Genomic DNA, 26,661 nt, shown 5'->3' with positions numbered 1-26,661 from the left:
ACAGTTTGGAAGCTTATATCTTTGACGCCGTGCGCACGCCGCGCGGCAAGGGCAAGAAGGACGGCTCCCTGCACGGCGTAACGCCGCTGCGCCTGGCCGAAACCGCACTGCGGGCGCTGGTCGGCCGCAACAACTTCGACAGCGCGATCATCGATGACGTGGTGCTGGGCTGCGTGGAGCCGGTCGGAGAGCAGGGCGCCTGCATCGGACGCGTTGCGGCGCTGGCCGCCGGCTACGCGGAATCCGTCGCTGGCGTGCAGATCAACCGCTTCTGCGCGTCGGGCCTGGAGGCCTGCAATATGGCCGCCGCGCAGGTCATGTCCGGCCAGTCCGATATGGTGGTTGGCGGCGGTGTGGAGGCCATGTCGCGCGTGCCAATGGGGTCTTCGGGCGGCGCATGGCCGGTCGATCCGCAAAGCGCCTTCGACTCCTACTTCGTCCCGCAGGGGATTTCCGCCGACGCCATCGCGACCATCTGGGGCTATAGCCGCCGCGACGTGGATGCGTACGCGGTGGAATCGCAGCAGCGCGCACATCGCGCCTGGCAGGAAGGCCGTTTTGCGCGCTCCGTTGTGCCGGTGCTCGACCGCAACGGTCTGACCATGCTGGCGCGCGATGAACTGGTGCGTCCTGAAACGACGGTCGAATCGCTGGGCGCACTGAAAGCCTCGTTCGCGGAGATGGGCGCCAACTTCGGCTTCGACTCGGTGATCAATCAGCGCTATCCGCAAATCGAACAGATGCAGCACGTGCACCACGCCGGCAACAGCTCCGGCATCGTGGATGGCGCGGCGGCGGTGCTGATCGGAACGAGGGAGGCGGGCGAACGCGCCGGCCTGAAGCCGCGCGCCCGCATCCGCTCGTTCGCTTCCATCGGCAGCGAACCGACCATCATGCTGACCGGCCCAAGCTACGCCGCCGAAAAGGCGCTGAAGCGCGCCGGCATGACGGCATCGGATATCGACCTGTATGAACTGAACGAAGCCTTTGCCTCGGTGGTGCTGCGCTTCATGGAAGTGATGAACGTCCCCCACGACAAAATGAACGTGAACGGCGGCGCCATCGCCATGGGGCATCCTTTGGGCGCGACCGGCGCCATGATCCTTGGCACCCTGCTCGACGAGCTGGAACGCCGCAACCTGAAAACCGGCCTGGCCACGCTATGCGTTGGCGCGGGCATGGGCACCGCCACCATCATCGAGCGCATCTGAGGGAGACAGACAATGATCGATTACAGCCTGGATTCCCACGGCATTGCAACCCTGAGCTGGAATATGCCGGGCCGCAGCCAGAACGTGCTGAATGAGGAAAGCTGCGCCGCCTTGTGCGAACTGGTCGACCGCGTCGTGGCCGACGCTGAGGTGAAAGGCGTGCTGATGACGTCCGCCAAAGCGGATTTCATCGCCGGCGGCGACCTGGATTGGCTGCTGTCCGCCAAGACCGCTGAAGCGCTGTTCGAGCGCGTGGTACGCCTTGATCGTTCGCTGCGCAAGCTGGAAACCTGCGGCAAACCGGTGGCCATGGCGCTGCCGGGAACGACGCTGGGCGGCGGCCTGGAAGTGGCGCTGTGCGGCCACTACCGCGTGGCGGCCGATAAGCCGAACGCCCGCTTTGGCCTGCCCGAAGTGACGCTTGGCTTGCTGCCTGGCGGCGGCGGCACGCAGCGCTTGCCGCGCCTGGTGGGCATCCAGAAATCGCTGCCCCTGCTGTTGGAGGGCAAGCGCCTGGCCGCAGCAGCCGCGCGCGAGCTGGGCATCCTCAATGAAGTTGTCCCGGCAGGCAGCGAAACAGCGGCGGCGCATGCCTGGTTGCTGACTGCGATCAGCGCCGGCGGCATCCAGCAGCCGTGGGATGCGAAGGGATTCAAGATCCCGGGCGGTGCGGTGTCGTCGCCGGCCGTGCAGCAAGTCTTCATGGCAGCCAACGCCATGCTGCGTGCCAAAACCTACGGTAACTATCCTGCGCCGCGCAATATTCTGTCCTGCGTGTACGAAGGCTTGATTACGGATCTCGATACCGGCCTGATGACGGAAGCGCGCTATTTCGTGCAAACCGTGTTGTCGCCGGAAGCGAAGAACATGATACGCACGCTGTTCTTCAGCATGAATGAAGCGAACAAGCTGGCATCGCGTCCAAAGGATGTCCCCCAGCAGAAGTACCGCAAGATCGGTGTGCTTGGCGCCGGCATGATGGGGGCGGGCATCGCCTATGTGGCGGCCAAGGCCGGCATTGAAGTGGTGCTGGTCGATACTGCCCAGGAATCGGCGGAGCGCGGCAAAGCGTATTCCGCAGGCCTGCTGGCAAAGCAGCAGCAACGCGGCCAGGTCACGGCGGAAAAGGCAGAAGCGCTGCTGGCCCGCATTGCGCCGACCACGGATGTCGCGCTGCTGGCGGGTGCGGAGCTGGTGGTCGAGGCGGTGTTCGAGGACAGGTCCATCAAGGCCGATGTAACGCGCCGCGCGGAAGCGGTGCTGTCTACCGATGCTGTCTTTGCGTCCAATACATCGACTTTGCCGATCACCGGCCTTGCGGAAGCCAGCGCGCGCCCGGCCAACTTCATCGGCCTGCATTTCTTCTCGCCGGTGGACCGCATGGCGATTGTGGAAATCATCGTCGGCAAGCAGACTTCCGACGCCACGCTGGCGCGTTCGATGGATCTGGTGCGCGCGCTGGGCATGACACCGATCGTGGTGAACGATTCGCGCGGCTTCTATACCAGCCGCGTGTTCTCGACCTATGTGCTGGAAGGCCTGGCATTGTTGGCGGAAGGCGTGGCGCCGGCCCTGATCGAAAACGCCGGCCTGCAGGCGGGCATGCCGGTTGGCCCGCTGGCGCTGACTGATGAAGTGTCCTCGGAATTGATCTGGAAGATCGACCGCCAGACCCGCCAGGACCTGGGCGATGCCTACCGGGCGCGCCCCGGCAATGAAGTTGCGGCGCGCATGGTGGAACTGGGCCGCCTTGGCAAGAAGGCTGGCAAGGGTTATTACGAGTATCCGGAGGGCGGCAAGAAGACCCTGTGGAGCGGCCTGGCGGAGCTCTTCCCGCGCGCGGCTGTGCAGCCCGATGTGGCAACCGTAGTGGAACGCCTGACCGTGGTGCAAGCCGTGGAAACCGCCCGCTGCATGGATGAAGGTGTGCTGCGTTCCGCGCGCGACGCGGATGTCGGTGCTATCCTGGCTTGGGGCTTCCCGCCGTTCCGCGGCGGCCCTCTGAGCATGATCGACACTGCAGGTTCCGCTGCCTTTGTAGCGCAGTGCGAACGCCTTGCGAAAGCGCACGGGGAGCGTTTCGCGCCGCCCGCACAATTGAAGTCGATGGCGGCTAGCGGGGCCACTTACTACACGGAGCGTTGAGATGGGAGTGCTGTCCGGCGTCAGGATTATCGAGATAGCGGGCATCGGCCCTGGACCGTTCTGCGGCATGCTGCTGGCGGACCTGGGCGCGGAAGTCATCGTGGTCGAGCGCCCGGGGCCGGCGGAGATTCCGACGGCCGGCATCCTGCGCCGGGGCAAGCGCTCGCTGGCGCTGGACCTGAAGGATCCCGCCGCGATCGACACCGTGCTCGAATTGATCGTGGATGCGGACGGCCTGATCGAGGGCATGCGTCCCGGTGCGATGGAGCGCCTGGGACTCGGTCCCGAAGTCTGCCTGGCGCGCAATCCACGTCTCGCCTATGGCCGCATGACGGGCTGGGGCCAGGATGGCCCGCTGGCGCAGGCCGCAGGCCACGACAACAACTACATCGCCTTGTCGGGGGCGCTGCATTACGCCGGCGCGGGCGATGCGCCACCGGTCACCCCGCCGACGCTGGTGGGCGACCTTGGCGGCGGTGCGCTGTATCTTGCGCTGGGCATCGTTTCCGCCATCCTGCATGCGCGCGGCGGCGGCAAAGGGCAGGTGATCGATGCCGCCATTGTCGACGGTTCCGCCCACATGATGAACCTCCTGCTCGACCTGTCGGCTACAGGCCTGATGCGCGAGCAGCGCGGTAGCTCGGTGCTGGACGGTCCGCACTGGTTCAACACCTATCGCTGCAAGGATGGCCGCGACATCACGGTCGGCGCGTTGGAGGGCAAGTTCTACAAGCTCCTGCTGGAAAAACTCGGCCTGGCGGAGGATCGCCGTTTTGCGTCCCAGCACGCAGCGGGGCAGTGGCCGCTGCAGCGCGGCGCCATGGCGGACCTGTTCGCCACCCGCACCCGCGACGAATGGTGCCAGCTGCTGGAAGGGACCGACGCCTGTTTTGCGCCGGTTCTTACGCCATCCGAGGCGGCGCGCCATCCCCATTTACAGGCGCGCGGCACCTACTCGCAGGCCGGTGGCGTGCTGCAGGCGAACCCCGCGCCGCGCTTTTCCGGGACGCCATCGGTCGCCGGCCCGATTCCGCAACTGGGAGAATTTAACAATAAAAAATGAAACCTATAGGTTCCATTTTGAGAAGTATGTGTTACATTGCATGACAGGACAAGCAACCCGGAGGTGACTGTCATGAAGCAACAAGAAATGAATTCCGATGTGCTCGTGCGGCTCTCGCACATGAGTCTCTGGATGGTGTTGTTGACCATCCTCTATGCCGGCGGCGCCATGCTGCTGCTATTGCTCGGCGGACCGAAACTGGCCGAGGCGGCCCGCTCGGCCATGATCCTGCTACCGGTTATGAATGCTATCGCCCTCGGCGCCCTGCGCATGAAGGCAGGTAAAGGCAGTTGCGCGCGTTCGCCGCAGATGCGTGCCGTCATGAACGATGAACTGCGCCAGCTTGCGCTATCGAAGGGCTATCGCAACGGCTTCTTCGCTTCGATGATTTCAACCGTCGCCATCGCACCCATCCTGTCGTTCGCCGGCGTGCAAGGCGCACCCGCTGTCATGATGGTGGTGGTGGCGACCACCGGCGTCGCCGCCATGCTGGGCAGCGTCCTGTATTACGACAGGTGAGGCGATGACCGAGCAGTTGCTGACAACGATGAAGACTCACCGCGCCACGCACGACCTGACGCAGGAGGACCTGGCGCAGCTGGTGGGCGTGACGCGCAAGTCGATCAACGCCATCGAGGCGGGACGCATGGTGCCATCCACCCTTCTCGCGCTCAAACTGGCGCGCGCCCTGGGCGTGACGGTGGAGGCGTTGTTCAGGCTTGAGGACTGAAGCGGCGCAGGAAATCGAGCAATACCTGGGCCGATAAGTCGGCGTCGTCGGCGGTCATGGTTTCCAGTGGATTGTGGCTGATGCCGCCGTTGCCGCAGCGGGTGAACAGCATGGCCACGTCGGTCAGCGCGGCGATCGCCATCGCATCATGTCCTGCGCCGGACAGCAGGTCGAAGCGCGGCACGCCGCAGCGCTCCACCGCCTCGCCCAATTGCTGCATCAGCCAAGGTGCGCAAGGCGCCGCCTTGGCTTCCACAATTTTCTCAACCTTGAATTCGACGGCGCGGCGGCCGCAAATGGACGCCATTCCGTCCAGCACATCCTTCACAGCCGCTTCACGCACGGCGTCATCCGCCGCGCGGATATCGAGCGACAGTTTGCAGGTACCCGGAATCACGTTGACAGAGCCGCCCGGAACCTGCAACTGGCCGACCGTGCCGACCAATGCTTCGCCTTGGGCGCAGCGCTGCTCAACCAGCAGGACGATTTCCGCCGCTGCCGCTGCCGCATCCTTGCGCATATGCATGGGCGTAGTGCCGGCATGGCTTGCCACGCCTTGCAGTTCGACCAGGAAGCGCGAGCTGCCGGCTATCGCCGTCACAACGCCGACCGGCAGGCCGTGCTCGAGCAGCACGGGCCCCTGTTCGATATGGACTTCGACATAGGCGGCGATGTCTTCGCGGCGCCGTGCGATGGCAGGAATCGCAGCGGGGCCGTGACCCGCAGCCGCCAGGGCATCGCGCATCGTAATCCCGTCGGTGTCGACCGCGTCCAGCAGGGCCATATTGAAATTGCCGGTGACGGCATTACTACCCAGGAACGTGCTGCGGAAGCGCACCCCTTCTTCTTCCGCAAAACCGATCACTTCCAAATGGAAGGGAAGCTTCTCGCCCTTTGCGCGCAGGTGGCGCACGATGGCGATCGGCATCAGGATGCCGAGGCGGCCGTCGTATTTACCGCCGTTGCGCACGGTGTCGTAATGCGATCCCGTCATGACTGTCTTGGCGCCGGGCGAATCGGACAGATAGCGTCCGACTACATTGCCGACCGCGTCGATCCCGACCTGCATGCCGGCTTCGTGCATCCACGTGGCCAGCTGGTTGGCGGTCGCGCGGTGGGCGTCGGTCATATAGGCGCAGGTGAGGGCGCCGGTTTCGTCGCTCCATTGCGCCAGTTCTTCCGACCATTGCATGAGCTGCGGGCCGAATGCCAGCTTCACGCCCAGCAGGTCGTTCAGGCGGATCTCGGCGATGCGGTGGATCTGGCGCAGGCATTCCGCCAGCTCATCGGCACGCTGGTTTTTCAGGCGGCGGGCGAATGTGGCGATGACGGCTTCGCGCGTCAAGCCCTGGCCGGTCGGCCCCTTGACGGCGAGGATGAAGGGGAAACCGAATTTCGCGTTGTAATCGGCATTCAGTTTGTGCAGGGCGGCGAATTCCTCGGCACTGCAGAGGTTCAAGCCGGACTTGGCCTGTTCGCTGGTCGACTCGGCGGTAAGCTGGCCCGCAATGGCGGCCTTGCCGGCCAGTTCCGGGTGGGCGCGGACCAGGCCAAGCTGCTCGGACTCCGTGGCGTTGGTGACCACGGCCTGCAAGGCTTGCTTCAGCGCCGCCAGCGTGGCAAATGGCCGCTGTGCGGCAGCGCGCTCCGGAATCCAGGGCGAATGCTCGTAAATGCCATGCAGGCGTTGAACGAAGGAGGTCAGGTCGCAGGCATTCAGTTCGGAGAGGTTGGTCGTCATCGCAGGTATCCCATCTTGAAGAATCGATCATATCCCGCCCGGGAGCTGCGCCCTATAAGCTGGCGAAAATGTACCCCCTATACGATATGATATAGCCTCTCAAACTTGCCGGAGTGCTGATGAAGGGATTGCTGCTGTGGGCAATCGGGTTGTACCAGCGTTATGTTTCGCCTTTTAAGGGCTATTCCTGCGCATACCGGATATATCAAGGCGGCCAGGGGTGCTCCGGCTATGGTTACCGGGTGATTTCCCGGCATGGTGTCCGCAAGGGGATGGCGTTGCTGCACCGCCGCCTGCGGGCATGCGGCAGCCAGTTGCGAATGCATTCTCCGCGCCTGCACCCGCAGGCCGGCAGTTGCGACTTGCCTGATGTCGATTGCCAGGGCTGCGACGCCAGCTGCGGCGATGTGATTGACGTGGCCGACTGCTGCGCCAGCGTCGGCGATTGCTGGCCGTGGAATCGCCGTGAACGCGGCCGGAAGAAATAGTTCTATTAATCGTCCTATTTCGCCAGCGCCTTGGCCGCTGCCGTGACCTGGTCGCGCAGCCATTTGTGCTCTGGCGCCTGGTGCACCCGTTCATGCCACAGCTGGTAGAAGCGCATCGGCGGGTACTTCACCGGCACGTTGAACACCTTCAGCGGCAGTGAATTTTCATAGAAGCGCAGGAATTGGCGGCCGGTGGTCAGCACCAGGTCCGTCTGCGCCAGCATATAGGGGATCAGGCTGAAATAAGCCGATTCCACCGCCACATTGCGCCGCAGGCCCTGGCGTTCCAGGAAGGCGTCGATCACGCCGCCGTAGCCCGGCACCATCTGCGATGGCGCGACATGGGGCAGGGTGAGATAGTCGTCCAGCGTCATCTCGTCGCTGGCGGTGCGCTTGGCATACGGGCTGTTGGCATGCATGGCGCAGATGATGGGATCTTCAAACAGCTTGGAGATATGCAGGTGCTGCGGCGGCTCGTCCCAGTTGGCGATCACCAGGTCCATATCGCCGTCCGACAGCAGGCGAAGATAGTCCGTGCCGGGGCCGATCGAATGGATCACCACACGGCTCTTGGGCGAACCTCGGCGTAGCATCGCCACCACATTTGGCAGGAACTGGCTGTCCAGATAGTCCGGTGCGGCGATATTGAAAGTGCGCGCTTCTTCCTGCGCCACGAAGGGCGTCTTTTTCACAAACAGCGATTCTGTCTCGTCCAGAATGCGCTTGGCCGGCTTGAGCAGGCTTTCGCCATGCTGGGTCGGCACCATGCCGCGCGCGCCGCGCACCAGGATAGGGTCGCCCGTCAGTTCGCGCAGTTTGCGCAGGGAGGCGGAGATCGAGGGCTGGGGTTGATTGAGCTTGAGCGCCACACGCGACACGTTTTTCTCGACCAGCAGCAGGTAGAGGATGCGAATGAGGTGAATATCGAGGTGTTGCGGGAGGGCGGACATCTTGCTTACGTATATGAATTCGAATATCTTGAATATACGACATATTTCATGTTCCAGGAACCCGAAAGCGCGTATCTTCGATAGATTGCCACTTCTTCAACTCAAGGATTTACATGGAATACCTGCTGCCCTATGGCCTTGAATGGGCCAACCTGCTGGTGCGCTGGCTGCACATCATCACGGGCATCGCCTGGATTGGCGCTTCGTTCTATTTCGTCTGGCTGGATAACTCGATCCGCCCGCCGGCGCCCGGTTCGGACCTGGCGAAGAAAGGCGTTTCCGGAGAATTGTGGGCGGTGCATGGCGGCGGTTTTTATAATCCGCAAAAATACCTGGTGGCGCCGGCGGAACTGCCGAAGGAGCTGCACTGGTTCAAATGGGAGGCTTATTCCACCTGGTTGTCGGGCATTGGGTTGCTGACCATCGCCTATTACTTCAACGCCCAGGCCATGATGGTCGATAAGCAGGTGGCCGACCTCTCCAGCCTGCAGGCCGTCGGCATCGGCATCGGTTTCCTGGTCGCCGGCTGGGTAGTGTACGACGCGCTGTGCCGCTCCCCGCTGGGCCGGAACGAGAACCGACTGGGACTTATCGTATTCCTGCTGCTCTCCGGCGCCGCGTATGCGCTGACGCATCTGCTCAGCGGCCGCGCCGCCTTTATCCATATCGGCGCCATGATCGGCACCATCATGGTGGCCAATGTCGCGATGCTGATCATTCCGGGCCAGCGCAAGATGGTGCAGGCGATGCAGGCTGGTAGCTTGCCGGATCCGATCCACGGCATCAAGGCCAAGCAGCGCAGCGTGCATAACAATTACTTCACATTGCCGGTGCTGTTCATCATGATCAGCAACCACTATGCGATGACTTACCAGAACAAGAATGCCTGGCTGGTGCTGGCCTTTATCATGGCCGCTGGTGTGTTCATCCGCCACTTCTTCAATCTGCGCCATAAGGGCCGCATTGAGTGGCGCTACCCGGTCATCGGCGTGGCCTTGCTGCTGGCGGTTGCCGTGACGATTGCCCCGTCGAAGCCTGCCCCGGTGCAGGCGGCGGCCGATCCGGCGGCGCAATTTGCGAAGGTGAAGGCCATCATCGACCAGCGCTGCGCGACCTGCCATTCGGCGACGCCAAGGCAGCCCGGCTTTGCCACCGCGCCTGCGGGCGTGCTGTTCGATACCGCCGACCAGGTGCACCAGCGCGCGGCGCAAATCCAGAAGCGCGCTGTGGAGCAGAAGGATATGCCGATCGGTAACCTGACCAATATGACTGATGCGGAACGCGCCGAACTGGGCGCATGGTTCGCCGCAGGAGCAAAATGATGAACGATAAAATCACCCAATGGATCGACGCCCACTTCGACGAGGAAGTGGCCTTGCTGCAGCAGGTCCTGCGCGTACCTACCGATACCCCGCCCGGCAACAATACACCGCATGCGGAGACGGTGGCGGAACTGGTCAAGGCCTATGGCTGGAGTGCCGAAAAACACGCGGTACCGGAGCTGGAGGTGCGCGACTACGGCATGGAATCGATCACCAACCTGATCATCCGCCGTCCCTACGCAGCGGGCGGCCCCATCATCGCATTGAACGCCCATGGCGACGTGGTGCCGCCGGGCGAGGGCTGGACCTATCCGCCCTATGGCGGCGTGATCGACAATGGCTATATCTACGGCCGTGCGGCTGCCGTGTCGAAATGCGACTTTGCGACTTACATCTTCGCCGTGCGTGCGCTGGAAGCGTTGGGCGTCAAGCTGAAAGGCGGCGTCGAGCTGCACTTCACCTATGACGAGGAATTCGGCGGCTTGCTGGGCCCCGGTTTCCTGCTGCGCGAAAAACTGACCAAACCCGATTACGTGATCGCGGCTGGCTTCAGCTACAACATCGTTACCGCCCATAATGCCTGCCTGCAGCTGGAAATCACCGTGCACGGCAAATCCGGCCATGGCGCCATGCCTGAAACGGGCCACGATGCACTGCAGGCCGCGGCGAAGATCCTGAACGCGATCTACGGCCAACTGCCGGAGCTGAAAAAGATCAAGTCCAAAGTGCCGGGAATCGATTCGCCGACCATGCTGGTGGGCCGCATCGATGGCGGCACCAATACCAATGTGGTGCCGGGCAAGGTGGTGATGAAGATGGACCGCCGCATGATTCCTGAAGAGGATCCGGTGGCGGTGGAAGCCCAGGTGCGCAAGTTGATTGAGGACGCGGTGCAGGGCGAACCTGGCATCCGCATCGACATCAAGCGCCTGCTGTTGTCGCACGCCCTGCGTCCGCTGCCCGCCGGCGCGCAGCTGGTGGCCAAGTTGCAAAAGAACGCGAAGGACGTGCTGGGCGAGGATATTCCGGCCGTTGGCACTCCGCTGTACGCGGATGCGCGGCTGTACGGCGAGCATGGCATTCCCGCTGTACTATATGGCGCTGGGCCGCGTAGCGTGCCCGAATCGAATGCCAAGAAGGCGGATGAAAAACTGCTGCTGGAAGACTTGCGCAAGGCAACCAAGATCGTGGCCCTGACTTTGCTGGACTTCCTTGCGGACGAATAAAGGAGCGGTAATGTTTGAGCGAAAGATGCTGGCAGGGTGGGGCGATATGGATTTCAACAGCCATATGGCCAACACGGCTTACCTGAACAAGGCAGGCGATGTCCGCATGATGTTCCTGGGCGAGAATGGCTTCCCGATGGCGGAATTCAAGCGCCTGAACATCGGTCCCGTGGTGATGAAGGACGATATCGCCTATTTCAAGGAAGTGCTGCTGATGGACCAGATCACGGTGACGCTGTCGCTGGCCGGCATGTCGCAGGATGGCAGCCGCTGGATGCTGCGCAGCGACGTGTATCGCAGCGATGGGAAGCTATCCGCCCGCATCAACAGCTCGGGCGGCTGGCTGGACCTGACGGCGCGCAAGCTGGTGACGCCGCCGCCGGCACTGCTGGCTGCATGGAAGTCGCTGTACCAGACCGACGATTTCCAGACGCTGCCGAGCAGCGTGGCGAAAGCTTAAACCGGGAAAACCGGCATACCGGGGTCTGATCCTCACGTTCGGACCCCATCGCTTCGGTTTATTTCAGCGTGCGCTCGAATAGCTGGTAGATGCGGCGGTACTGGTCGTACCAGCTCTCCGGCTGCACATAGGCATGGCGCTCCAGCGGGTAGGCCGCCAGTTCCCAATGGTCTTTTTTCAGCTCGATGAGGCGCTGCGCCATGCGTACCGAGTCCTGGAAGAACACATTGTCATCGACCATGCCGTGGGCGATCAGCAGGTGGCCTTTCAGCTTGTCGGCGTACTCGATCGGCGAGGAAATGCGGTAAGCCTCGGGATCGATGTCCGGCGTGTTGAGGATGTTGGCGGTGTAGCCGTGGTTGTAGGTGGTCCAGTCGGTCACAGGGCGTAGGGCGGCGCCGGCCTTGAACAGGTCCGGCTCGCGCAGCAGCGCCATGAAGGTCATGAAGCCGCCGTAGCTGCCGCCGTAGATGCCGACCTTGTCGATATCGCCCTGATGGTTGGCCGCCAGCCACTTGGCGCCGTCCACATAGTCGTCCAGTTCAGGATGCCCCATCTGGCGGTAGATCGCCGTGCGCCAATCGCGGCCATAACCTTTGGAGGCGCGGTAATCCATGTCCAGCACGATGTAGCCTTTTTCCACCAGCATATTGTGGAACATCTGCTCGCGGAAGTAGGTCGGGAACCGGTTATGCGTGTTCTGCAGGTAGCCGGCGCCATGCACGAACATCACGATCGGGTATTTCTTGCCCGCTTCCAGCGTGGCGGGCCGGTACAGCTTGGACCAGATCGGCTGGCCGGCGCCGTGGCTCGAAGGCACGGCAACCATTTGCGGTTGAATCCATTCGCGCGCCTTGTAGTCGGCGCTACGGGTATCGGTCAGCCTGGTTGCGGCGCCGCCCGCAGCCGGCACGGTGGCCAGCTGCGAAGGCATGTAGGCGGACGAGTAGTGCACCAGCAGCCTGCGCTGGTCCGGCGACAGATCGAACTGTTCAACGCCGCCGTTCAACTGCGTCACCTCGCGCACGGAGGCGTCTTTTGCGGAGGCCGAACATACTTCGTACTCGCCCGGCGTGCGGCGATTGCACAGCATGTAGGCCATGCTGCCGTCGGCATTCCACTTCACGTTCGACGCTTCCCATTTGCCGCTGGTCAGGGCGCGCTGCTTGCCGTCCGCGCCCAGGGTGTACAGGTGGGAGTAGCCGCTTTCCTCGGACATGAACCACAGGGTGCTGTTGTCCGGCAGCCAGCCGAAATCGTTATAGCTGTAGTTGATCCAGGCGTTGTCGGTCAGGCGGTGCATGGATTTAAGCTTGGCGCCTTCCAGGTCGATGGCGGCCAGCCAGCGGTCCTTGTTGTCCACGGTGCGCAGCATGACGGCGGCTTTCGCGCCGTTGTCGCTCCACGCGATACCGTCGCCCTCGTCGTTCTGAAGGCGTGTTGCACGGTTGCCTTTCAGGGCCGGCTGCTTTGCCGCTTCGCGCATGCCGGCCAGCGGGTCGGTGGCGATGCCGGGCAGGGTATCGAAAGGCAGGTCCTTGATGGCGCCCGTGCGCAAGTCCACCAGTTTCAGCGTCTGGGCCAGCGGCAGGTTGCGTCCAACGCGGGTGCGCTGGTCGTCGAATTCTTCGTAGCCCGACTCGGTCACGTAGCGTGGCATCTTGCCGACGCGGCCGGTCTCGCTGCCCTTGGGTGAGATGGCCACCACCAGCCAGCGGCCGTCCGGCGACAGGGAAGACGCGTCGATGGCGACCTTGTCGCCGAAATAGAGCGGTGCCGGGGCGCGGGTGGCGTCGGCGGCGCGTTCGGCCTTGGCGCGGGCGCGCGTTTCGTCGCGCTCTTCCTTCTGGCGCTTGAGGGTGGTGATCAGGCGCAGCTGCATATCGCGCAGGTAGTCCTCGTCCGGGGCGGCGGCCGGATCCTTGGCGGCGCGCGGCAGGGCCACCGGCGACACCAGGCGTTCGGCGCGGTTCCAGCTGAACCAGTCGTTGCCGACCTTGAATTGCACGTTGCGGCCGTCGGCCGAATACTGGGGCGACGAAGCGTTGGCGGTGCCGCGGCTGATCTGCACCAAGGCGCCGGATTTCAGGTCGCGTTCGAACAGGTCGCCGTTGCGCAGTACGATGGCGCGGCTGCGCTCGCGGTTGAACACCACGTTCGGGCTGTCCTGGTTGGCCAGCTCGGAGTCGGCAACCAGGCGCGGTTTATCGCCCGCCTGGAAGGTGTCGCGCAGCGAAGAACCGCTGCGCTTCTGTTTGTAGAAAATCTGTTTGCCATCCCAGCTCCACCACGCCGCTTCCACGGGTGTTCCGATCCAGTCCGGGTGGGACATGGCCTGGTCGAGGGTGATTGGGGTGGCGGCAAAAACGGGGGCGGCCAGCAGGGCCGCCAGCGCAGGGAGGGCAAGTCGTCGCATGGATCGAAAGGGGAATGAAAAGAATTTTCGAGGAAGCATTCTAACAGCCGCTCCCCCTGCGAAAAACACCTGGCTTGTAACAGAGTAGCGTCCCAGCCTCCGGACCTCTAGAATGTCGGGCATTCAGCAAATACAGGAGACAAAATGGCAAAAAGCCATGTAGCGGCGCTGGTTCTGGCCCTTGCGGCCAGCGGCGCACTGGCGCAGCAGCAGCCTGCCATGCAGTGGGAGACCTCGGCCCTCGCCGGGTCTTATAAAGAAAACATCAGCGAGGACGAGAAGATCGCCGGCCTCTCGAAATTGTGGTCGGAAGTGAAATACAACTTCGTCGATACCGCGACGCTGGAAAAGCTGGATTGGGACAAGCTTTACCTCGACACCCTGCCGCGCGTGCGCGCCACGCGCAGCACGGAAGACTATTACCGTATTCTGACCGAGATGGTGGGCAAGCTGAAAGACGGCCACACCAATGTTTATCCGCCGCAGGAACTGTCCGACCGCATGGGCGGCATGCCGCTGCTGAAGACCATGCCGGTCGAGGGGCGCGTGATCGTGACCGAAGTGCTGGATCCTGGTCTGCGCGCCAAAGGCATCATGCCGGGCCTGGAAGTGATTGAGGTCGATGGCGTTGAAGTAAGGACTTACGCAGCGCGCGAGCTGGCGCCGTATGTGAGCGCCTCCACACCGCAGGACCAGGAGCTGGCCATGTTCGGCAGCCAGTTCCTGCGTGGCGCTGTGGGCAGTGCTTCACGCCTTACCTTCCGCAGCGCCGCCGGCAAGCAGTTCGACCAGGTGGTGCCGCGTGTCAGCCGTGAAGCGCGCAAGGCGGCGGCAACCGGTACGCCCTCGTTCGAATTCAGCATGCTGCCAGGCGACGTAGCCTATGTTTCCCTCAATAGTTTCGACGACAACAGCGCCGCAGAGGCATGGATGGCGGCCTTCGACGAGATCGCCAAATCTTCCGCCCTGGTGATCGATGTGCGCCGCAATGGCGGCGGCAATTCGGATGTGGGCTATAAGATCCTGGCGACGCTGGACGATAAGGCTTTCCTTACCAGCCGCTGGGCCACGCGCGACTACAAGCCGACATGGCGCGCCTGGGGCAAGGAGCAGCCGATGTATGCCGAGGCGCCGGACGCCGTGCAGCCCGACCCGACGCACCAGTACAAGAAGAATGTGCTGGTGCTGACCAGCGCGGCCACCTTCTCGGCGGCTGAAGACTTTGCCGTCGCTTTCGACGGCATGCAGCGCGGCACGCTGGTGGGGGAAGCCACCGGCGGCAGCACGGGCCAGCCGCTGTTCATCAAACTGCCGGGCGGTGGCCAGGCGCGCATCTGCACCAAGCAGGATACCTATCCGGACGGACGCCCCTTCGTCGGTATCGGGGTGCAGCCGCAGCATCTGGTCAAGCAGACGGTGGAAGGTGTGCGCGCCGGACGCGATGAGGTGTTGGAAGCGGCCCTGGCGACGCTGCAGCCGAAATAAAAAAAGCCGCCGGACCAGGTCCGGCGGCTTTTTGGGCAGTGCCGTCACTTAGAAGTTGTACGCGACGCCTGCGTTGACGGTGGTCGAGCTGAATCCGGTACGCTGAATTTCAACGCGGCCAGTGATTTGCTTGATGAATTCGTAGCTCAGGCCAATGCCGACCAAAGCACGGTTTTTGTTTTCGGAGCCGGCATTGCCTTTGAATTCCAGGCGGTTGTAGCCCAGGCGGCCAAATACAGCGGTTTTCTCTGCCACAGGCGCATAGCCCAGGACGGAAACGGCGAGCTGGTTAACTTTCAGGTCGTTCTTTTGAAAAACGTTGAATTTGCCGACCTGGCGATAGCCTACTTCAACATCGAATTTATCGTTAATCTTGAAGCCGGCGAATGCGCCGTAACCGGTTTCGCGGTCCAGGTCTTCGATGAAGTGGGACTTGGTGGTGTCGATGTCGGCGCCGACGTAGAAACGTGGTTCAGCTGCGGAAGCAGCGAAAGAAGTTGCTGCCAGCAGGGCTGCAGCGGTGATTTGCTTGATCATAAATTTCCCTATTTCCTTGTTAAGATTACCTGGCATTAGCCCTCGGCAACATTTCATTTTATCAAGCTAGTTTTGCTATTGCAAATATACTGTGTGTTCGTACAGTATAATTTCGTCATGCCTGGATTTATCCTCACCCGCGCCTGGCGCGATGCCCGCGACGGCACCGAAATCGAGTTCTGGCTCGCCACCGACGACGGCCCGCGCAAAATCCTCCTGACAGCACAGGCTTCGGTGGCCTTCGCCGAGGCCTCGCTGCGCGACACCATCGCCACCCTGGTAGCGGGCACCCCGGGTATCGACGTGCGCGAGGTGGCGCTGCGGACTTTCCAGCGCGAGCCGGTGGTGGGCATTTACGCCAGCCACTACAAGCAGCTGCTGGCGCTGGAACGCAAGCTGGGCGAACGGGGAATCCGCCTGTACGAGGCGGACATCAAGCCGCCGGAGCGCTACCTGATGGAGCGCTTCATCACGGCCGGCGTGGAATTCGAGGGCGGCAAACTGCGCCCTGCGCCGGAATACCGGCCGCGCTTGCGCATGGTGTCGCTTGATATTGAAACCAGCGCCTTCGGCGACCTGTACTCGATCGCGCTGGAAGGCTGCGGCCAGCGCCAGGTGTATATGCTAGGCGAAACGCCAGCTGTGGCGCCGGAGGTGGACTTCGACCTGGAATACTGCCCGACGCCGCGCCGGGTGATCGAAAAGCTGAACGAGTGGTTCCACCGGCATGATCCGGACGCCATCATCGGCTGGAGCGTGGTGCAGTTCGACCTGCAAACCCTGCAGCGCAACGCCGAAAAGTACAAAGTGCCGCTGTTGCTGGGGCGCGACGGTCGGCCGGTCGAGTGGCGCACCCACCAGGCGCGCGACGGCTACGTATTCGCATCCATTCCGGGCCGCATCGCCATCGACGGCATCGAAGCGCTGCGGGCCGCCTCGTGGAGCTTCCCGTCCTTCAGCTTGGAGAGCGTGTCGCAAGCCTTGCTGGGCGAGGGCAAGGACATCGGCAGCGACTACGACAAGATGGCTGAAATCGAGCGCCGCTTCCGCGAAGACAAGCCGGCCCTGGCGACCTACAACCTGAAGGACTGCGAGCTGGTGACGCGCATCTTCGACAAGACGCGGGTGATGGACTTCATCCTGGAGCGCTCCCACGTGACGGGCCTGGTGCCCGACCACATGGGCGGCTCGATCGCCGCCTTCAGCCACCAGTACCTGCCGCGCATGCACCGCGAAGGCTATGTGGCGCCGAACGTGGGCGACATTCCCGCCGTGGCGTCGCCGGGCGGCTTCGTGATGGATTCGCAGCCCGGCTTGTACGACTCGGTGGTGGTCCTGGACTTCAAGAGCCTGTACCCTTCGATCATCCGCTCCTTCCTGGTCGACCCGGTCGGCATGGTAGAGGGGGCAGTGGAGGAGGATCCGGTGCCGGGCATGCGGGGCGCCCAGTTTTCCCGTACGCGCCACTGCCTGCCCGCGATTACCACGCAGCTCTGGCAAGGCCGCGACGCCGCCAAGCGTGAAAAGAACGATGCATTGTCGACCGCGCTGAAGCTGCTGATGAACTCCTTCGTCGGCGTGCTCGGTTCCACCGATTGCCGCTTCTACCATCCGCAGCTGATTTCCTCGGTCACGCTGCGCGGCCATGAACTGCTCAAGCTTACGCGCGAGCTGGTGGAAAAGGAGGGCTACGAAGCAATCTACGGCGATACCGATTCGATCTTCATCTGGCTCAAGCGCCCCCACGAAACCGAGGAAGCTCTTGGCATCGCGCGCGACCTGGTCGCCAAGATCAACAAGTGGTGGACCGATCGCCTGCGCAGGAAATACAAGCTGGAGAGCTTCCTCGAAATCGAGTTCGATACCTATTACAAAAAATTCTTCATGCCGACCATCCGCGGCACGGATATGGGCAGCAAAAAGCGCTACGCGGGACTGACCAGCGACGGCGAGATGATCTATCGCGGGCTGGAAACGGCGCGCAGCGACTGGACTTTGCTTGCGCAGCAATTCCAGCAGGCACTGTTCACGCGCATTTTCAACGAAGAGCCTTACCAGGACTATGTGCGCGACTATGTGCGCAAGACGCTGTCGGGCGAACACGATGATTTGCTGGTGTACCGCAAACGCCTGCGCCACCGGCTGGACGAATACCAGGTCAACGTGCCGCCGCAGGTGCGCGCCGCCCGGCTTGCCGATGAATTCAACAAGGCACAGGGACGTCCGCTGCGCTATCAGAACGGCGGCCGGATCAGCTATGTGATCACCACCGGCGGGCCGGAACCGCTGGAAAACCAGCGCTCGCCTATCGACTACCAGCATTACCTCGACAAGCAGCTGCAGCCGATCGCCGACGCCATCCTGCTTCCGCTGCATGACAGTTTCGCCGCATTGACTACGGCGCAGCAGGCGCTGTTTTAATCGCGCGGCATCGAAATCTGCACAATTCTCAGTTGCCAGCGAAAGGCACTCCGAATACGCCGGCAGCAAGTTCCATCCACACCGAGAGCAGGCCGACCGCCAGCACGGCCGCCAGCACAGCCTTCTGCACCGCATTGTCCATATAGCTCGCCAGCAGTACGTAGGACGCGCCGACGCCCGCCAGCAGTGTGCCGGCAGCCAGAAAGTCGGATGGCTCCCACTGCATTGCATCGCTCCATTGCGAAGCGATGAACGGAATCGAAATGATCGAGACGGCCGCGATGCCGACAACTGCCAATTGGCGCGGAATTGCCATGCTGTTCTCCCGGGTGTGTGGAGAAACTAATGTATCGGCCGACTGTGAAAGCCTGATGCGTTCCTTGTGAAGCCGCTCTGCGGTATCCATTAGCTGGCCTTATGCATGGCGTTTGAAGTATTCATTTGTCAATACCGCCGGAATCGCGGCAAGATGGATCATCACCCCTAATACGGAGACAGCACATGCAACAGCAAGGCGAACTGGCGGGCAAGGTGGCGTTGATTACAGGAGGGGCTTCCGGCATTGGGCGCGCCACGGCGGAACTGTTTGCGCGCGAAGGCGCGACCGTGCTGATCGCCGACCGCGATGGCGCGGCCGCCGAAATGGCGGTGGCCGCCCTGACGGCAGCCGGCGCACGCGCTTCCTTCATCCGCACCGATGTCGCTGTTGCCGCCGATTGCCAAGCCGCGGTGCATGCTGCCGTGTCGCGCTACGGCCGCCTGGATGTCCTGTTCAACAATGCGGGCATCACGCGGCGGGCCAATGTGATCCACACCACCGAACAGGAATGGGACCAGGTCATGGCGGTCAACGTCAAGTCGATTTTCCTGATGTGCAAATACGCCGTGCCGGTGATGCAGGAGCAGGGCGGCGGAAGCATCATCAACACGGCATCGGGCTGGGGGCTGGTGGGCGGGAAGGATGCCATTTCCTATTGCGCTTCCAAGGGGGCGGTGGTGATCATGACCAAGGCCATGGCGGTGGATCATGGGCCGCAGAATATCCGCGTCAATTGCGTCTGCCCCGGGGATACCGATACCCCCATGCTGCGCAATGAAGCGCAGCAGTTGGGGCTTGAGCAGAATGCCCTGGTTGCGGCCGGCGCCAGCCGGCCCCTGATGCGCGTTGGTAAACCGCCGGAAATTGCGCAGGCCGTGCTGTTCCTCGCATCGGATCGTTCTTCCTTCGTCACCGGAGATGCGCTGGTGGTGGACGGCGGTGGCCTGGCTGGATCGGCATAAACCGTGAACAAGTGGGAGAACCCCGAGCTGCTGGAGGAGCTCCGGCTACCTCCGCACGCTTATTTCTTTGCTTACGCCGATGCAGATACCGCACGCAGCTTCCAGCGCGAGCGCAGCCGCCGCTTCCTCTCCTTGAGCGGCTCGTGGCGCTTTGCTTACTTCGAACACCCGCTGCAGGTGCCGTCGCAGTTCTACAGCGAGTACATGGATGGCTGGGGTGCGATCGAAGTTCCCGGCATGTGGCAGATGCAGGGCCACGGGAAGCTGCAGTACACCGATGATGGCATGCCGTTTCCGGTGGATCCTCCCTACGTGCCTTCATCCAATCCGACCGGCGCCTACCAGTGCCGGTGGACACTGGGACCGGAGTGGCGCGGCGAGCGCGTCATCCTGCGTTTCGATGGCGTCGAGACGTACTTCGAAATCCATGTCAATGGCAGCTATGCCGGGATGAGCAAGGGCAGCCGGCTGGCGGCGGAATTCGATATTACGGGACTGTTGGTGGAAGGAGAAAACTTGCTCAGCGTGCGTGTGCTGCAGTGGGCGGATTCCAGCTATCTTGAAGACCAGGATATGTGGTGGACGGCCGGCATCTTCCGCGACGTCTACCTGGTGGGAAAAGGCGCGCTCCACCTGCAGGATGTCTTTGTGCAGACCGGCTTCGACGATGCCTGTGTGGATGCCCGTCTATCCGTTTCGGTGGATGTGTCTCGACGCGATGGCTGGCGCATCGAATGGGGGCTATACGATGGCGGCCGGCTGCTGCAGGATGGGGGCGGCTGCGACCTGGAATGGGCGGCGGAAGTCGCCGGGCCGCGCCACTGGAATGCTGAAGATCCTTATCTTTACCGGCTGGAGATCAGCCTCTTCGACGACTCCGGCAAGCTGCTGGAGGTGGTGCCCCTGCGCATTGGCTTCCGCGAGGTAACGGTGAAGGACGGCCTGATGCATGTCAATGGCCGCTACCTCAAGCTGCATGGGGTAAACCGGCATGACAACGACCAGCTGCGCGGCCGCGCGGTGACGATGGAGCGTATCGAACGGGACATCGTGCTAATGAAGCAGCACAACATCAATTCGGTGCGTACCGCGCATTACCCGAACGATCCCCGTTTCTACGAATTATGCGACCAGTACGGCCTGTTCGTGATGGCCGAAACGGATGTGGAGACACACGGTTTCGTCAACATTGGCAACCTTAGTCAGATCACCGACGACCCGGCATGGGAACGAGCATTTGTCGACCGCATTGAGCGGCACGTGCACGCCCAGAAAAACCATCCTTCGATCATCATGTGGTCGTTGGGGAACGAGTCGGGCTACGGCTGCAATATCCGTGCAATGGCGGCGCGCTGCCGGCAGATCGATCCAAGCCGCTTGATCCATTATGAAGAAGATCGCGACGCGGAAGTGTGCGACGTGGTCAGCACCATGTATTCGCGGGTGCAGATGATGAATGCGTTCGGCGAATATCCGATGGATAAGCCGCGCATCCTGTGCGAGTACGGGCATGCCATGGGCAACGGCCCCGGAGGACTGAGCGAGTACCAGGCCGTATTCAACCGGTACCCGCATTTGCAGGGGCACTTTCTGTGGGAATGGTGCGATCACGCGATCCTGCGTCCCGAGGTTGCGGGGCGGCCGTTCTACGCCTTCGGCGGGGACTTCGGCGATTATCCCAACAGCGGTAATTTCTGCTGCGATGGCTTGATCTACCCGGACCAGCGTCCGGGACCCGGCCTGCGCGAATACAAGCAGGTGATCGCACCGGTAAAGATACGCGCCATCGACGCCGCAGCAGGCACCATCGAAGTGGAGAACCGCTATTGGTTCAGCACCCTTGAAGGCGTGTCGCTACTGGTCGAGGTCAAGGCCGACGGCGAGCTGCTGCGGCGTGAACATGTGGAGCTTCCGCCACTATCGCCGGGCCAGCGGCGGGAAGTGCGCTTTGCAGAACCTCCGCGCGGGACAGGCCAGTGCTACCTGAACGTGCGTGTGCTGCGCGATAATGCGACGGCCTACAGCGAGGCGCAGCATGAGCTGGCGGTGTACCAGTTCGCACTGCCATCGATGACATTGCAGGCATGGCGTACGCCTGCCGCTGCGGCGCCGCCATTGCTGACGGAGCGCCGCCTGGAATTCGTCGTGGAAGGTGCAGGCTTCCGCATGGCATTTTGCAAACTGACCGGCAAGTTCAAGGAGTGGACGGCGCACGGAACGCCGCTGCTCGCGCGGCCCCCGCAGATCGCGTTCTACAAACCCTGCATCGACAACCATAAGCAGGAAAATGAGGTACTGTGGCTGCCGCAGCACCTGAACATCATGCAGGAACATCTGCGCGGCATGCAGGTCCAGCGCAGTGGCGACGAAGTGGCAGTCCTTGTCGACTGCCAGATTGCGCCGCCTGTGCTGGGCTATGGAATGCGTTGCCGCTACCACTACCTCATCGATGGTGCGGGGCGGGTGCGGGTCACCCTCTCCGGTACGCCGTACGGCGGCTTCCACGACATGATCCCGAAGATCGGCATGTCGCTGGCTCTGCACCGCCAGCTGGACCAGGTCGAATATTTTGGCCGGGGTCCCGGCGAAAACTACCCGGACAGCAAAGCATGCAGCATCGTTGACCGCTATCGCTGCGACGCCGCCGACATGTTCGAGCACTATCCCAAGCCGCAGGATAACGGCAACCGCATGGACGTACGATGGGCCACCCTGCGGGACAGGCGCGGTAAAGGCGTTCGTATCGATGCGGAGCAAGGAATCAACTTCAGCGTCTGGCCCTATAGCGCGGAACAGATTGCGGCCACGCGGCACGATAATGCGCTGTGCGACGAGGACTTCTGGACTGTCAATCTCGATTACAAGGTCAGCGGACTGGGTTCCAATTCCTGGGGCTCCGAAGTACTTGAATCCCACAGGATTTACCTGGAACCCTTCCGCTACACCCTGGACTTGTCGCCGCTGAGCGGGGAGGACGGACTGTGATCATCCTGGACAGCCTGGATGAATTCCGCCTGCGTTATCACTCGGCGAAGAAATGGCGGCGCTGCCTGGAGGCCATTGCCAACTTGCCGACGATGAAGGCGGGCGTCTGCCATTCCATCGGGGACTCACTGGTCTACCGCTTGGTGGAAGGGCATGCCGCCGCAGCGCGCAGCTTCACCGGAAACCGGCGTTACGTGGAAATCCACTACTACGTTTCAGGCAGCGAGACCGTCGAATATGCGGAGAAAGAATCGCTGGAACGGCTGGTTCCCTACAGTGACGAAACCGACCGCGAAACCCTAAGCGGTGAAAGCACAGGACAGCACACCGCCGTCGCAGGCCAATTACTGATCTTCGACAATCGGTACGCCTACCGGCAGCTGGGTTCAGCGCATCTACGCAAGTTGGTGCTGATGGTGACGATAGAAGGCGCGGCATTCCACAATAAGTGAACTGACCATGGCAACCTCCGGTAACAGGAAAATCGGCCGCTTCATGCTGCTATCAATGGCGGTGGCAGCGATCTTCAATATCAGGAATGTCGTCAACAGCAATATCGCCATCGGCATGGCATCGGTACCGTCCTTCCTGTTTGCGACAGCGATATTTTTCATTCCCTATGTGTTGATCATCGCGGAATTCGTCAGCCTGAATAAGGATGCCAAATCCGGCATCTACCAGTGGATCCGCTCTTCGATGGGCGATAAATGGGCATTCGTCGGCGCCTACTGCTATTGGTTCGTCAACCTGTTCTATTTTACTTCGGTGCTGCCCAACATCCTGGTGTACTCGTCCTATGCGTGGCTGGGTTACGAAGTCCAGTTCTCGCCGCTCGCCACGGTACTGCTGTCGGTGCTGCTGTTCGCATTTGCCACCTGGGTGTCGACCAAGGGCGCGGCATGGGTCGGGCGCGTGACTTCCATCGGCAGCTCGCTGGTGCTGGTGATGGCGTTCGGCTTTGTTGCCTTGAGCCTTATCGACTGGCTGGAGGGCGCCGTGCCCGCCACACCCATCACCGCAGCTGCAATGATGCCTTCCTTCAGCTGGTCTTATATGGGGGCGATGGCTTTGATATTGTTTGCGGCCGGCGGTGCGGAGTCCGTCGGCGTCTTCCTGAACGATGTGCGAGGCGGCGCCAGGACCTTTGTACGCACCATTGTTTTCGCAGGATTGCTGATTGGCGTGCTGTACTCGGTATCGGCGCTGGTACTCGACCTGTATGTTCCTGCCTCCAGATTGAGTTATACATCGGGTATTTTCCAGGTGTTCGGTGCCCTGGGCGAGAAGCATGCCATCCAGCCATTGCTGCTGAACCGCCTGGTGGGCGCTGTCATGCTGCTCGGGTCTTTCGGCACCCTGATGGTGTGGACAGCTGCGCCGGTCAAGGCATTGTTTTCGGAGATCCCGAAAGGCATCTTCGGCGAACGCGCCATTGCGCTGAATCGCCACGATATGCCAGAGCGCGCCGCATGGATACAGTTCTGGGTGGTCGTGCCGCTGCTGCTCATTCCGGCCTTGGGATCGTCCAATGTGAACCAGCTGCTCAACGTGGTGATCAATATGACTGCCGCCACCGCGCTGCTGCCGCCGCTGATCATCATGGCCGCTTATTTCCATTTGCGCCTGCGCCTGGATCACCTGCCGCGCGGCTTCCGTATGGGATCGCGGCCGGTCGGCCTTGCCGTGGCCGGCGTGCTTCTGGTGTTCTCCGGGCTGGCCTTTATCGCCGCGATTTTCCCCGCAGGCCAGGACCTGCTGCTCACGCTGGGCTACAACGTGGGCGGCGTGGTCCTGTTTTTGGGGTGGGCGCTGTGGAAGTACCGCCAGTACGAGCGCGGCCTTGCTACTTCGGCGAGTTTTCCCAATCGCGTTCCAGCATCAGCAGGTGTGCAGCGCTCCAGCTGAAGTTGGTGGCCCCCTGCATATGGCCGGTGACCGGGTGGTAGTTTTCCCTGATCGGAGAATCGCCCAGAAGGCCTTCCGCGCCGGAGATGAAGCGCCTCGTTATGGCGTCGGCGTCGGCGCCGCGGCCATAACGGCGCAGGGCCGCCGCGCCGAAATAAAGCTGGTCCAGCCACACCCTGCCGCGCCAATAGATCTGCGGATCATAGGATGGATTGGAAACCGCGGCGGTCGGCATTGGCACCTGCGTGGCAAATTCCCCAGGATCCAGCATTTTCGTGATGACTGCCTCCGCTTGCCGTCGCTCGGCGGCGCCGGCCCAAAGGGCGGTCCACCCCTCGGGGCCGCGTCCGCGCATGGTCAGCAGCTTGCCGCCCAGCTGGCGGTCGTAATAGAAGCCGCTGACGGGATCGAAGAAGGCGGCATTGATCATCCCGCGCAAATGTATCGCTTGCTCCTGCCAGCTGCGTGCGGCGTCATGCTGGCCAAGTTCCTTTGCGATATCGGACAGCACGAGCTTTTCGCGATACAGGAAGGCATTCAGATCGACCGACTCCTGGTCGATTGAATAGCCAAGCAGCCTACCCTGGCTATCCCGGTTTTCGAGCACGCGCACCTGCCAGTCGCGCCGTGCCGCCGCCAGGTCGCCGCCATACGTTATTTCCGCATAGCGCTGCAGGGCGGCGGGGATGATGAAGCCGAAGCGCGCGGCATTGTCCATGCCCGACTCGAATCCTGCCGCATGCTGGACCGGTAGATCGATCGCCGCATATTGCGCGTTGTCGACAATGCGGTTGTAAGCGGTGACGCCCAGGCACTCGCGCATGCCGTCCTGTCCTTCGCTGCAGCCTTCCAGTGGGGATGGCGAGAGCGGCTTGACGCGGAATCGCAACTGGCCGGCGGCATTATTGTGCAGCGGATGGACGGTGGCGCCGTATTCGGCCAAACCGTTCTGGTCATGGTCACGGTTGCGGTACCACCAGCGGTGGTAGGCTTCCAGCTTGGGCTGCATCTCACAGAGCCAGGAGCGGTCATGGGAGTGGCGGTAGATTTCCCATACGGCCCATGCGGCCAGCGGCGGCTTGGTGTCGCGCTCGTTCCAGTTGCCGCCGTCGCCGCCGCGCACCTCCTCCTTGTTGTAGAAGACGTTGTCGGGCACCATGCCTTCGTCCTGCGGGCGGATCGGGTCGTTTGCCAGGATCTGGTGATCGAACAGTGACCTCACCGTGTTGGCCGCGAGGGACGGATCGATGGCGGCCAGCGCGTAGGCCTGCTTCCATGTGTCCCAGGTCCAGGCGCCATTGAACCAGCGTGCCGTGGTGGACGGCACCATTGCATCATGGCGGAAAGCGCCGCGCGGCGCGCGCCAGTTGCCGATCAGGGTCTCGAGCGCCTTGGTGCTGAGAGGCGAGGCGGGCAGCTTTGCCAGCCAGGTCGACCAGCGATGCTCACTGGCGGCGATGGCCTGTTCCATGTTCGCGGTGCTGGAAAGCAGCGCTTCCGCCTGCGAACCGGCGGCATCCGCGTCGTCCAGCTGGTAGCTGTAGGCGCTGTATATGTTGAGCTGGCGGCCAGCAGGAAGCTGCGGCAGGTCGGCGCTGCTGACGTAGCGCTGGCCGGCAACGCTATCTTGCGAACGTACGCTGCGCTCGATGCGGTAGCGCGAGCTCCCGCTGGTCATGATATTGCCGGTGTCGCGCACCTTGCCGAATACGACGCTGATTCCGCTGCCTTGTTGACGGACTTCCGGTTTCCAGGCTGGCTGGAGCGCCGCTATCGAACCCTCCTTCCCCCACTGCGTGACCAGCTCTCCCTGCCAATGCGCCTTCAGCGACATGGCTTTGCCGGATGTATTGCGCAAGCGATAACGCACCAGGGCGGTGTAGGAACTGACGAAGTGCAGGTCCACATCCAGCCGCAGCCCTGGCCACGCAAGCCGCTGGCTCAATACGCCGGGGCGGGCGAAGCTGGTCCAGCGAGCCTGTTTGGGTTTGAAGCTGCGTCCCGTGCGGCGATCGCTCAGTGCCAGGCGCTCCAGGGCAGGTGCGATGTAGACGGCATATTCCTCCGCGACTACCAGCGGACCGCTGAAGGATCCGGCCAGTTCGGGCTTGTCGGGAAGAAGGTAGCCATGCCAGCTGCCGGCATCGAACATCGGGTTGAAGCGCTGGTTTTCTTCGGCGTCGAATTCGCGCGCGGCGAATGGCGTGCCGTACCGGTTGATGGACGGCGGCTGGGCCTGGGGGGCTGTCGCTGCGATCAGCAGCAAACCGAGACTGGCTTTGATCATGGACGGAA

21 protein-coding genes are annotated in these 26,661 nt (G+C 62.4%); 15 read left to right on the top strand and 6 right to left on the bottom strand.

Translation table 11 applies throughout. From position 1 onward, the window contains the following. Positions 1 to 5: 5 nt before the first annotated feature. The 5 genes from H597_RS0102835 to H597_RS0102815 all read left to right on the top strand — a co-directional run bounded on the left by H597_RS0102835 (position 6) and on the right by H597_RS0102815 (position 5,149). Positions 6 to 1,211: an acetyl-CoA C-acetyltransferase gene (locus H597_RS0102835; RefSeq protein WP_028100791.1), complete on the top strand. Its 1,206-nt coding sequence runs from the start codon at positions 6 to 8 to the stop codon at positions 1,209 to 1,211. A 12-nt stretch (positions 1,212 to 1,223) separates the two neighbouring features. Further along, on the top strand, positions 1,224 to 3,356 hold the full coding sequence (locus tag H597_RS0102830; RefSeq protein WP_028100790.1) for a 3-hydroxyacyl-CoA dehydrogenase NAD-binding domain-containing protein: 2,133 nt from the start codon (positions 1,224 to 1,226) through the stop codon (positions 3,354 to 3,356). Position 3,357: 1 nt separating this feature from the next. Continuing rightward, on the top strand, positions 3,358 to 4,419 hold the full coding sequence (locus H597_RS0102825) for a CaiB/BaiF CoA transferase family protein (RefSeq protein ID WP_028100789.1): 1,062 nt from the start codon (positions 3,358 to 3,360) through the stop codon (positions 4,417 to 4,419). Between the two features lie 72 nt (positions 4,420 to 4,491). Beyond that, positions 4,492 to 4,938, top strand: a complete 447-nt coding sequence (locus H597_RS0102820) for a hypothetical protein (RefSeq protein ID WP_154667921.1) — start codon at positions 4,492 to 4,494, stop codon at positions 4,936 to 4,938. 4 nt (positions 4,939 to 4,942) lie between these two features. After that, on the top strand, positions 4,943 to 5,149 hold the full coding sequence (locus tag H597_RS0102815; RefSeq protein WP_028100787.1) for a helix-turn-helix transcriptional regulator: 207 nt from the start codon (positions 4,943 to 4,945) through the stop codon (positions 5,147 to 5,149). Here the strand turns inward: H597_RS0102815 and H597_RS0102810 are convergent. Further along, positions 5,133 to 6,890 carry an allantoate amidohydrolase gene (locus H597_RS0102810; RefSeq protein WP_211231998.1) on the bottom strand — a complete coding sequence of 586 codons (1,758 nt, stop codon included), beginning with the start codon at positions 6,888 to 6,890 and terminating at the stop codon, positions 5,133 to 5,135. The two genes, H597_RS0102815 and H597_RS0102810, sit on opposite strands and share 17 nt — an antisense overlap. A 119-nt stretch (positions 6,891 to 7,009) precedes the next feature. Here H597_RS0102810 and yidD point away from each other — a divergent pair, with 119 nt between their 5' ends. Continuing rightward, the gene (yidD, locus tag H597_RS33785) at positions 7,010 to 7,378 is read left to right on the top strand and encodes a membrane protein insertion efficiency factor YidD (protein WP_083940916.1); all 369 of its coding nucleotides are present in this window, start codon (positions 7,010 to 7,012) and stop codon (positions 7,376 to 7,378) included. A gap of 14 nt (positions 7,379 to 7,392) precedes the next feature. Here yidD and H597_RS0102800 read toward each other — a convergent pair whose 3' ends face one another. Continuing rightward, complete coding sequence (locus H597_RS0102800; protein ID WP_028100784.1) at positions 7,393 to 8,328, bottom strand: LysR substrate-binding domain-containing protein; 936 nt, start codon at positions 8,326 to 8,328, stop codon at positions 7,393 to 7,395. Between the two features lie 113 nt (positions 8,329 to 8,441). Between H597_RS0102800 and H597_RS0102795 the strand changes: the two genes are divergently transcribed. From H597_RS0102795 to H597_RS0102785, 3 genes are read left to right on the top strand one after another with little or no spacing between them, the layout of a single operon-like run. Next, positions 8,442 to 9,650 (top strand): urate hydroxylase PuuD, encoded by a 1,209-nt coding sequence (locus tag H597_RS0102795; RefSeq protein ID WP_028100783.1) that lies wholly within the window; start codon positions 8,442 to 8,444, stop codon positions 9,648 to 9,650. Then, positions 9,647 to 10,876 carry an ArgE/DapE family deacylase gene (locus H597_RS0102790; protein ID WP_028100782.1) on the top strand — a complete coding sequence of 410 codons (1,230 nt, stop codon included), beginning with the start codon at positions 9,647 to 9,649 and terminating at the stop codon, positions 10,874 to 10,876. The genes H597_RS0102795 and H597_RS0102790 overlap by 4 nt, the downstream gene beginning before the upstream one ends. Before the next feature lie 10 nt (positions 10,877 to 10,886). Next, positions 10,887 to 11,336: an acyl-CoA thioesterase gene (locus tag H597_RS0102785; protein WP_028100781.1), complete on the top strand. Its 450-nt coding sequence runs from the start codon at positions 10,887 to 10,889 to the stop codon at positions 11,334 to 11,336. 58 nt (positions 11,337 to 11,394) lie between these two features. Here the strand turns inward: H597_RS0102785 and H597_RS0102780 are convergent, their stop codons facing one another. Then, positions 11,395 to 13,752 (bottom strand): S9 family peptidase, encoded by a 2,358-nt coding sequence (locus tag H597_RS0102780; protein ID WP_028100780.1) that lies wholly within the window; start codon positions 13,750 to 13,752, stop codon positions 11,395 to 11,397. 144 nt (positions 13,753 to 13,896) lie between these two features. On the opposite strand from H597_RS0102780, the gene H597_RS0102775 reads away from it, so the two are divergent. Continuing rightward, entirely contained in the window at positions 13,897 to 15,237 is a 1,341-nt protein-coding gene (locus H597_RS0102775) for a S41 family peptidase (protein WP_028100779.1), read from the top strand. Positions 15,238 to 15,285: 48 nt separating this feature from the next. Here the strand turns inward: H597_RS0102775 and H597_RS0102770 are convergent, their stop codons facing one another. After that, complete coding sequence (locus H597_RS0102770) at positions 15,286 to 15,831, bottom strand: porin family protein (RefSeq protein WP_083940915.1); 546 nt, start codon at positions 15,829 to 15,831, stop codon at positions 15,286 to 15,288. Between the two features lie 60 nt (positions 15,832 to 15,891). Here H597_RS0102770 and H597_RS0102765 point away from each other — a divergent pair, with 60 nt between their 5' ends. Continuing rightward, entirely contained in the window at positions 15,892 to 18,195 is a 2,304-nt protein-coding gene (locus H597_RS0102765) for a DNA polymerase II (protein WP_035373049.1), read from the top strand. Between the two features lie 28 nt (positions 18,196 to 18,223). On the opposite strand, the gene H597_RS0102760 is transcribed toward H597_RS0102765, so the two are convergent. After that, entirely contained in the window at positions 18,224 to 18,511 is a 288-nt protein-coding gene (locus H597_RS0102760) for a hypothetical protein (RefSeq protein ID WP_028100776.1), read from the bottom strand. Positions 18,512 to 18,696: 185 nt separating this feature from the next. Between H597_RS0102760 and H597_RS0102755 the strand changes: the two genes are divergently transcribed. The 4 genes from H597_RS0102755 to H597_RS0102740 are packed head-to-tail and all read left to right on the top strand — an operon-like array spanning position 18,697 to position 24,366. Next, a complete protein-coding gene (locus H597_RS0102755) occupies positions 18,697 to 19,476 on the top strand; it encodes an SDR family NAD(P)-dependent oxidoreductase (RefSeq protein WP_028100775.1) in 780 nt (259 codons plus the stop codon). A 3-nt stretch (positions 19,477 to 19,479) separates the two neighbouring features. Next, positions 19,480 to 22,461: a beta-galactosidase subunit alpha gene (gene ebgA / locus H597_RS29520; RefSeq protein ID WP_035372888.1), complete on the top strand. Its 2,982-nt coding sequence runs from the start codon at positions 19,480 to 19,482 to the stop codon at positions 22,459 to 22,461. After that, positions 22,458 to 22,913 carry a beta-galactosidase subunit beta gene (locus tag H597_RS0102745; RefSeq protein WP_028100774.1) on the top strand — a complete coding sequence of 152 codons (456 nt, stop codon included), beginning with the start codon at positions 22,458 to 22,460 and terminating at the stop codon, positions 22,911 to 22,913. Before ebgA ends, H597_RS0102745 begins: the two co-directional genes overlap by 4 nt. A 7-nt stretch (positions 22,914 to 22,920) precedes the next feature. Then, entirely contained in the window at positions 22,921 to 24,366 is a 1,446-nt protein-coding gene (locus H597_RS0102740) for an amino acid permease (RefSeq protein WP_028100773.1), read from the top strand. Here H597_RS0102740 and ygjK read toward each other — a convergent pair. Further along, entirely contained in the window at positions 24,305 to 26,653 is a 2,349-nt protein-coding gene (gene ygjK, locus H597_RS0102735; RefSeq protein ID WP_028100772.1) for an alpha-glucosidase, read from the bottom strand. The genes H597_RS0102740 and ygjK overlap by 62 nt on opposite strands. Between the last annotated feature and the right edge of the window lie 8 nt (positions 26,654 to 26,661).

This window comes from Pseudoduganella violaceinigra DSM 15887, assembly GCF_000425385.1.
Lineage (GTDB): Bacteria > Pseudomonadota > Gammaproteobacteria > Burkholderiales > Burkholderiaceae_D > Rugamonas > Rugamonas violaceinigra.
This window is presented reverse-complemented; position numbering and strand designations above follow the sequence as displayed.